Genomic DNA, 10,123 nt, shown 5'->3' on the forward strand with positions numbered 1-10,123 from the left:
CTTTCCGGACCGCTTGCAGCGGGTTCCGCAGAACGGCGGCCGCCCAGTTTTCGCGAACTGTCCCCGTAACTAGCCCACTTACCAGGGCAGCAACCTGCATGTAGGTGAGGACCGCGAACCCGCGCAGATCCCTAACCTCCTTGACCTGGCCGAGCACATCCAGGGCATGTGGTGAAACCTCGTGGCCACGCTTCTTCAGGAATAGAGCGGCAACTTCGGCACCGAATACCAGGCCGTCCTCGAGGGAGCCTCGCGACTCTTCAAGGTATGAACGATCCGCGCGGAGCAGCAGCCACTCGAAAAAGCCCTCCACACTGCCCAACGGCAGCCCAACCGTGTATTGGACGTCGAGGTCATCCGGGACCCGCTCATACGGATTGAAGACTCTCGCCGGAGAACCTACGGGTGAGAGCTCCCATCCGCCCTGACCGGGAAGTTGGCTTATCCGGTTTCCTTCGGAAACTACGCTCCCAGGCGTCCAGGTCGGAGCCCTGTCCAACCAGTTTTTGATCTCCAGGAAGGCGCTGAACCAGGAATCCCAGCTCACGCGGCCGGCATCACCGGGCAAACTGGCAATCGGGTCGCCCTGGACTGCCACGATGAATTTGGTCACTACGCTGCCGTCAGGCTGTTCACCAGGATCACCGAGAAGGTCATACAGCTGACCATCGTCCCCGAGCCAATAGTCTTCTTTACCGACCACCAGCTCCAATCCGGGCCGTTTGGCCAGAACGTTGCCGGGCTCCACCGTCCCGGTCATCTCGGGCGGCAGCTCGACAATCCAGCGGCCGCCCACCTCAAGGCGGATCGCGCCGTGCTTGCGGAGGACATTGTCCGGGTCGACCAGTGCTTCAACCGCGTCGACCGGCGTACTCCGTAGGACATCGTCCAGACTGGACGACTTCCGCTCCGCCGGATCGAACAGCGCGATCCTCGTACCCGGGTGGGCCAACTGCCTGACCCAGTCCTCGTTAGCGTCGTTCTCGAAGCTGCCAGGACGCTGCGGATCCAACCGCCGCACCACACCCTCGTCGTCAACCCACAACCAGTACGCGTGCCGCAGCCCCGGAAGCCCCCCACGCACCCGGGGCGGAACCTCCGACACCAACACCATCGCCCCGGGGTTGGCCTGCAACTGGGTCCTCAACGCACCCAGGTCAACATCCCGTACCGCAGTCAACTCACCGTTAAGCGCGGCCAACACCGCCGACAAATCAGTCGTCGCCAGCTGACCATCATCAACCGGCCTGTTCGTAAACCGGCCATCAGTCAGCAACCCATAACCGGCCGCCACCAACGGCACACAAACCTCCGCAGGCGCCCGCACCAGCAGAGGCTCCACCTCGGAAAGGAACCTCTCCACCCGCGCACGCCTCCGCGCCAGCGACTCCTGCTGCCCCGAGCCCGGCCTGGTCTCCGACGATGCGGCCAGAATCTTCCGCGCCTCCGCCCGCACCACAGCCGCCAACTCAACCGCCGACGACTGCCGCACCTCAGCCGAAGGCCCCACCTCAGACGAAGGCAGCACTGGCGTCTGCGCCGAGGCCGCGTGCGCGGGTGACCCTTCGTGGCTGGGCTCCCCGTACGAGGGCAACACCGCGTGGCTGGACTCATCGAAATACCCGGTTAGCTGCTCCTCCATCTGCCAACGACCCGTTCCGGAGCCTTGCTGCTGTCCAGGTGGCAGCGGGCGGTCGACCCTCGACGGGCCGGCAACCGGACCTGGTTCAGGCTCATCCGCGCCCGACTTCATAGGCGCGCCGCCCGCAAGCCCGGGAACCATTCCCAGGATCTTGACGGCAAGATCGGCTGCCAGTCTGGGCGTTGGGTGAGTTCGAGCGCCGACCTCCAGCCCGTTGAATGCCTCAGTGACCCGCGCCAGTATTCCGCCCGGCTTCCGCAGCTCAACGAGCTTTTTCCGTGTGGCAGGGTGCAACCTCTGGACGGCACCTACGTCCGTGGATGGCGACAGATAGCTGCCAATTTGGCTCTTCTGCAGCTCCAGGGTGACCAGGTTCGTCAGCCCGTACAGGAACTTCAGCCGCCCGAGAAGGGAACGCCAACCCAGGTCTCGCACCAGGTGCACCAGCGCGACCGCATCCTGATCCCGCACGGCAGCCGGCGACAACAACGACGCAACCGCGATCTGCTGCTCCACCGGATGCTCGGGATCCCCGGTGAAGGTCCCCGCGCTATCAACATCCTGGATCAGCGAACTCAACAGTTCAGGCGGCACAGCGAGATAGGCCTGCGGCACCTGTGGCAGCGCATCATTCCGCACCCGGCCCACCAAGGCGGCGCTGTCGTATCTCGGCGCCACTCCCAGGACCTTGAAGGCGATATCAGATACCAGCCGGGACTTCGATCGAGTTTGAGCGTCCGCGTCCAACCCGTTGAATTCTACGGCGACGCGCACCAATATCCCGCCAGGCTGCCGCAGCTCAACGAGCCTTTCCCGAATTGCAGGGTGCAAGCCCAATGCGGCATCCACATCCGCGGATGACGACAGATAGTGGCCGAATTGACTCTTCCGCAGCTCCAGGGTGACCAGGTCCGCCAGCCCGTACAGGAACCTCAGCCGCCCGAGAAGGTAACGCCAGCCCAGGTCTCGCACCAGGTGCACCAGCGCGACCGCATCCTGATCCTCCACCGGCGACGACGACCGCGCAGCCGTGACCTGCCGCTCAGGTCCGGCGAGATCGAGAGCCTTGATCAGGGCTGCCAACTGATCAAACGGCATAGCGAGATAGGCCCGCGGCACCTGGGGCAGATCCCGACTCGCCGGCGCAGTGCTGCCGTCTTCCAGCGCCTCATAAACCGGTACGCCCCCGCGCGCACCGGCCAACGGCGAAGCGACGCCTTCCCGCCTCCTACCCATACCCCTCGGATGGCGAGACCTCTCAGAAGCCAGCCGAACCGCCTCCACCGTACGGTCACCGCCACCGGCGGACGCGCGGGACGCCCCTGCCCGGCTGGACTCCTCATGCCCGAATGCCTCGCCCCCCGGAACACGAGGCCCCACATCTTCGGGCAACCTTTCCCGGGCGCCCGTCACCAATCCCCGGCGTAGCGCTTCGGCCGTGTCAACTGGCTTCCGCAGGCCGTCCATCATGGCCGACTTCCGCACCGCTGGGTCGAACAGCGCGATCCCCGTACCGGGGTGATCAGCCAACCGGCCGACCCAATCCTCCCTAACGTTCTCAAAGCTGCCGACCCTCTGCGGATCCAGCCGCCGCACCACACGACGCTCGTCGACCCACAACCAGTACGCGTGACCCAGCCCAGGAACCCCGCCACGCTCCTGGCGCGGAACCTCCGACACCAGCACCATCGCCCCGGGCCTACGCCACAACGACTTCTTCAACTCGCCCAGGTCAACATCCCGTACCGGAGTCAACTCACCGTTGAGCGCGGCCAACACCCTCGACAAATCAATGGTCGCCACATAACTGGCATCAACCGGCCTGTTCGTAAACCGGCCATCATCAGTCAACAACCCATACCCGGCCGACACCAACGGCACACAAACCTCCGCCGACGCCCCCTCCAGCCGCGGCTCCACAATGGCAAGGAACCTCTCCAACCGCGCACGCCTCAGCGCCACCCGCGCGCGCCAATTGACCGGCGCCTCCCTTGACGACTTGGCCAGAGCCGCGGCCAGCCGCCATACCTCGGCCGCCAACTCAACCGCCCCCGTGATGGGCGCCGCTGCGGACGGCCGCTGGCGCGCCTGCTCCTCGGCGTTCCGCGCCGCCACAATCCGGCCCAGCGCCGCCGCCAAAAGCTGGGGATGCACCGCCGATGGGCCAGCCGAGGACGGCCCAGCCAACCGCGGGCCGCCGAACGGACCGGAATCAGACTCAGGCTCGCGATGGGGGAGGACGGATTGATCCCGGCGTGGCCTTGGGGTTGGCGGGTCCGAACGGTACCTTAGGCCGTCAGGGTCAAGGACGATGGAACCAACCTCACCGACTTTGTCGGCGTAGAGCAGATCGTCGACGACGACCTTGTTCGGAGCGTCGATCGATACAATCTTCCCGTTGAAGTTGACCATGTTCCAGACGCGATGGGTTTGGTCGACATCCCCTTGGACGAGGGCCTGCGAGCCGGGAGCGTTCCGCAACCGGTCGGCGATCGACTCCAGTGCCTCCGGGCCTTCACCCTCGGATTCGAATTCGTCGAACAGTTCGCCACGGCCCAGCAGCGTCTGCTCGGCGTTGTATGCGCGTTCGTTCTCGTGATTGGCCTTAGGATTGGCCTTCTCACTAGCCACCTGGGCGTCACCAAGGACCGTGTACACCACAGCCCTCGCAGCTCTGATGTCAGCACCGCCGACGTAGGCGATCAAATCCACCCATCGCTCCGGGTGGGTCAGCCCGCCATCTTCTCCACGTACAGCCTCTTCAAGCTTACGTGTTCGGATGGCCGTGTCCGACCCCGCTTCATACACACGCGCCTGCTCATCGATGAGGATCGAGTGCACCTCGTCGGCGGAGTCGGCGTAGGGCAAATGATCAACGACGACGCCGTTCAAAGCGTCAATCGACACAATCTCCCCGTCGTAGTTGACCATGTTCCAGATGCGAGTACCGTGTTCGCCCTGCAGCAGGACGATGGCCTGCGAGCCTGGAGCGATGCGCAAAAACTCGGCGATCAACTCCAGTGCCACGAGACCTTCACCCTCGGCCGCGAATTTCCCCATGAAGGTATCGCTACCTTCCACCAGTGCCCGTCGAACCCGGTCCGCGCGTTCGTTTTCGGGATTGGCAATGGGCATGGCCCCTGCGGTCGGCACCTGGGCGTCACCAAGGACCGTGTACACCACAGCCAAAGCCGCCCACTCGCCATTACCGCGGCCGCGTTCGGCGATCCAGTACACCCATCGCTTCGGGTGGGCCAGCCCGCCATCTTCTCCGCGTACGGCCTGATCGAGGGTCCGGCGGCCGTAATGGTCGATGGTGTTGGCAGCAACCGCACCGACGCTCTCGGCGTAGAGCAAACCCTCGACCGCAGTGTTTGTCGGAGCGTCGATCGACCAAATCGCCCCATTGAAGTTGACCATGTTCCAGTAGCGAATGTGGTCGTCGACTTGGGCACGGACAATGGCCTGCGAGCCGGGAAGGTTCAGCAACCACTTGGCGATCGATCTCAGTGCCTCCGGGCCTTCACCCTTGGGCACGAATTCGACCTGATGACCGTCGCCCAGCAGCGTCCGCTCAGCGTTGTATGCGCGTTCGTCTTCGGGATTGACACTGGGCCTGGCCGCGATAGCCGCCGTGGGGGCGCCAAGGAGCGTGTAGACCACCGCCAAGGGGGCCCACATGGGATCGGGGAGGCCGCCAGTGGTGATCCAGTGCACCCACTCGTCCGGGTGGGCTTCGCTGCGTGCAGTCGCTTCGAGCTTCCTCTGGTACTCATACCCAAACCGCGAAAGCCCATCGGGCCAGTACTCACCGTCTCTGTCGGTCCCCACGACGCCGGTCGCCACCTTGGCCACTGAGACGTAGACCGGACCGTCCCGGCGGCCGGTGGACGCCTCCTCGTGGGAGGAAACGTGGCCAACTGAGGTGACCGCGCCGTGTCTACGGCGTACGTTGTCGGGGTCAAGGAACGCTTCTTCCGTACGGTCGACCGACTGTGCGCGCAGGACGTGGTCCAGGCTGGACGACTTCCGCTCCGCCGGATCGGATAGCGCAATTTTCGTAAGGCCGTCATCCCCGAGGACGATGGATTTGACTTCGCCAACTTCGTCCGCGTAGAGCAGATCATCGATGGCTGCGTCTTCCGAAGCGTCGATCGATATGATCCTCCCGTCAAAGTTGATCATGTTCCAGAAGTGACGGTCTCCGCCGACTTCCCCGAGGACGAGGGCCTGGGAGCCGGGAGCGTTCCGCAACCGGTCGGCGATCGAGTCCAGCGCCGCCGGACCTTCACCCTCGGGCACGAACTCGCCGAGAAGGTCGCCACCGCCCAGCAGCACCTGTTCAGCGTTGTATGCGCGTTCGTTTTCGGGATTGGCACTAGGCTCGACCAACGCGGTAGCCACCGTGGCGTCGCCAAGGACCGTGTACACCACAGCCAACGCGGCCCGCCTGTTATCAGCGGCGCCACTGACGTCGATCAAGTGCACCCATTGGTCCGGGTGGGTCAGCCTGCCATTTTCTCCGCGTGCGGCGTGTTCGAGCTCACTTGTGCTGAGCACTTCGACCGAACGTGCTTCCACCGCCTCAGCCGATCCCGTTGGGTACACCCGGCCGAGCTCATCAATGAGGATGGATTGAACCGCCTCGACGCTGCCGGCGTAGGGCAGATTGTCGACGCTTTGCGCGACGATGTCGCGCAAAGCGTCAATCAATACAATCTCCCCGTTGAAGTTGACCATGTTCCAGAAGCGAAGGCCGTCGCCGGCCTCCCCTAGGACAATGGCCTGCGAGCCGGGAGCGATGCGCAAAAACTCGGCGATCGACTTCAGCGGCTCTGCCAGGCCGTCACCCTCGGGAACGAATTTGTCGATAAGCTCATCACCGCTAAGCCCCTCACCGCCCAGCGCCTGTTCAGCCCGGTACGCACGTCTCCGTTCAGGGTCGGCCATGGGAAAGGCCCCTGGGGTAGCCACCTGGGCGTCGCCAAGGACCGTGTACCCCACAGCCACGGCGGCCCCCAAGGGATCCTCGAGGTTGTCGGCGATGACCCAGTGCACCCATCGCGCCGGGTGGGCGAGTCCACCATCCTCTCCGCGTACGGCTCTGTCGAGGGTTCGACGGCCGTAATGGTCGATGGTGGCGGACGCAACCGCACCGACGCTCTCGGCGTAGAGCAAATCCTCGACGGCGGTATTCGTCAAAGCGTCGATCGATATGATCTCCCCGTTGAAGTTGATCATATTCCAGTTGCGGATTCCGCCACCGATCTCCGCACTGACAATGGCCTGCGAGCCGGGACGCTTCCGCAACCGCCGGGCGATCGACCGCAGCGCCTCCGGACCTTCGCCATCAGGTAGGAATTCGACCTCATTCTCGTCGCCTAGCAGCGTCCGTTCAGCCCGGTACGCGCGTTCGTTTCCACGATTAGCACTGAGGCTGGCCGCGGTAGCCCCCGTGGAGTCGCCAAGGACCGTGTACACCACAGCCAAGGGGGCCCACATAGGATCGGGGAGACCGCCGTCGGTGACCCAGTGCACCCATTCCTCTGGGTGGGCCAGCGTGCCATCTGCTCCGCGTGCCGCCGCTTCGAGATTCTGCTGGCGCCTCTTTTCAGCCAACTGAGGCCTGTTGGGCCAGAAATGCTCACCGTTGCCGTCGATCCCCACGTCGCCCGGCCGTACCGCGGCCACCGGGACGAAATACGGCGCCTCCGCTCGGGAGGGAACGTGACCGGCCGAAGCTTCGGCCGGTACGCCCCCGCGCGCACCGGTCGAGGGCATCAGGTCCTCGCGCGAACCAAGCAACTCAGCCAAACTGATCGGCTTGTTGCTCTCATCGAACGCCACGAACTGCGTATCAGCTTCGGCCAACAGAGCAAACCGCTCCTCCGTTCCCGGCTCCCCCTCGCCGTACTCGAAAAGCCCCCCCTCCTGCGGATCCACCACCCGCAACACCACACTGCCGGAGTCCCGGTCGTCAGCCACCACCCAGAACACATGCGGATGGTCAGCGTCCTGCGAACGGGCCTCCACCAACATCCGCGCCCCCGGCCGAGCCCGCAACCCACCCAACAACACGTCCTGGCCGACCCGGTACGCCAGCTCCAGCTGGCCGCCCAGCCTGTCCACCAGACCAGCCAGCGTCGGGACGCTGTCATCAACAGACCCAGGGAAGCCCAACACCCCAGCCGCCCGCCCGGCCAACGGCAAACAATCCTCCCGCGACACCGGATCCACCGGATCACCCGGCAACGGCTCCACCCGAGAAACCCAGTCAGCCAACCGATCCATCAGGTGACCGCCCGCCGATGGCTCCCTCAACTGTTGCCGCACCCGCTCCAACGCCGCCGCCGGTTCCCGCGGATCCTCACTCGACGCAACGGGGATCGCCTCTTCCTGCCCATCCCCAACAATCGCCGTGACCTCCGTCAGCCCCGCAACGGGATGCCCACCGAAATACGCCCGCAAGCCATCCAGGTCACCACCCCAACCCCGAAGATCAACCACCACCCGCTGACCCGGCGACTGACCAACAACCCGCGAAACCGCAAACCACACACCCCGCGGCGTCGTCCCCACCCCGACCACAACCGCGCCCGCACCCACCAACGGCGAACCGGCACCAACCCGCCCCCTACCCATACCCCACGGGCGGCGAGACGTGTTCGGAGCAAGACGAACCGCGTCCACCGTACGGCCCGCCGCTGCCGAACGGTCCGCCGCTGCCAACAACACACCAAGCAAATATCCAAGACGTTCGCTAGGACGCAGGCCCCCCAGGCGACCGAAGAATTGCGTGATCCCTGCCCTTCCCCTTTCCGCATGCCAAAGCGGCGGGGGCCTTTGGCCGGACCGGCTATCCACCGGGCGAACTTCATGGGTGACAACAACCACCCCGAGTTCCTTCAAGTCCCTAGCAAATGCGGAACCCGGGGATACGTTATGCAGGACGACGACGCGCCGGCCCGGATTCGCGGAACCCTGCGGCAACAAGGCCGCGTACTCGGCCGCATTCTTCCAACCCTCGACCCAGATACGCGTCCCGGCCGGGCCATCGCTATCACCCTCAGTGTTGAGCCGACCGAATTCGATGGTGAGGCGATCGCTGCGGGGAAGCCTCTCCAACGCGAAGTAGTTTTCCGCAGGCATTTGGGTAACTATCTGCAGGCCGTTCCGATACTGCGTCACCCAGCCCAGTTCGACGTGTTCAGCGGCAAAATCCTTGGTCACCACGACAAATGTTCCAGCATCCGGATGCCACACAGACACCACACCTGTCGTATGCCTACGGGTGTTACCCGCTGCGTCAGTTGTTTCCCGCCCACGAATTGGGACAAGCCTCGTCGGCTCGCCCGCTCGCGGCACCGGCAAAAACTGACCCGGGACCAACAGGTTATCCATCGTCTGACCGGGCGGCAGCGGAAACTGTTCAACCCACGCCAGCTGCAGTGGGCTGGCCCCCTCCCCGTAGCCAGGAGGAAGCCCAACTCCCTCCTCATCGTCACGGAGAGGCCGCTCACCCACGTTCAGACCCACCCGGCGGCCCGCCGCCAACTCCCGGCGTAGCAGCTCCGCGTCAAGCCGGCGTAGCAGTTCCGGATCAAGCGACACAGAATCGGAAACAGGCGCGACCATCCGCGCGTGCCTGAGCGCGTCAGACAAGCTTTCGAAGCTGCCGTGCTGGTTCGACCAGCCTGCGTCTATGCCAGCTTGCGCTGGCACATGGAAGCGCGCCGCATATGGCCGGTAATTCTCCCAAGAATACGTCGCAACGACCAAACCGGCCATCGGGCGGACGCTGTTATCCATGTTCGCCCGCTGTGCGATGGCTAGCTGGAAGTAGGACCCAAAGACCATCGCCTCGTTCTCGTTCGCCCCGATCGCTACGAGCACCAGCGGCCGCGTGTAATCTACCGAGCTCCCAATCGCGTCAAAGAGCCCGAGTGGCGACAACCCGCTGCCCATCACGTCTACGTATGCTTGAAGCATCGGCCTGACGAAGACAACGTCCGCGTCCCTGCCTAGCTCGGAAAACTCGTTAAGAATCGCCTGGGCGCGCCGCACGAATTCCACCTGAGCCGGCTGGACCAGCCACACCCCATCACGCATCGGCGATGCCACCGAGTTCGCCTCAGCCGGCGACGGCTTGCCATGCGCCCCGCCCCGTGACACCGGCGCTCCGCTCGACGTGCCCGCCGCAGTCCCCCCGTGACCCGGAACGGCCGGCACCCCGCCGGGCTCGGACACCCCTCGCCGTTCGGCTGACCCCGAATGAGCTACCTGCTGCCTCTGGGCGCCGCTAGGCGAAGAAGGACCTGCCGGCGACTGTTCAGGTGGCAGCGGCAACGAACGACCACCCCCCGCACCCGACCCACGACCAACCAGCCCAGAACCCTGCGCCGACGCAGACGGCACCACCCGCTGGCGGCCAACCTCCACATCCGACGCACCATCCCCCGCACCCGAGCCCTGCCGCGACCC

Annotated in this window: 1 protein-coding gene (running past one end of the window); it reads right to left on the reverse strand. The window is 64.9% G+C overall.

Annotation, left to right across the window (positions count from 1 at the left end; translation table 11 throughout):
- Window positions 1–9,763, reverse strand: partial view of a hypothetical protein gene (locus tag A6A27_RS23860; protein WP_143194132.1) — the start only. It extends 26,315 nt beyond the left edge of the window; only the first 9,763 of its 36,078 coding nucleotides appear in the window; it begins with the start codon at window positions 9,761–9,763; its stop codon lies off the left edge, out of view.
- Between the last annotated feature and the right edge of the window lie 360 nt (window positions 9,764–10,123).

It is taken from the genome of Micromonospora sp. CB01531, from assembly GCF_001905095.1.
GTDB lineage: Bacteria > Actinomycetota > Actinomycetes > Mycobacteriales > Micromonosporaceae > Micromonospora.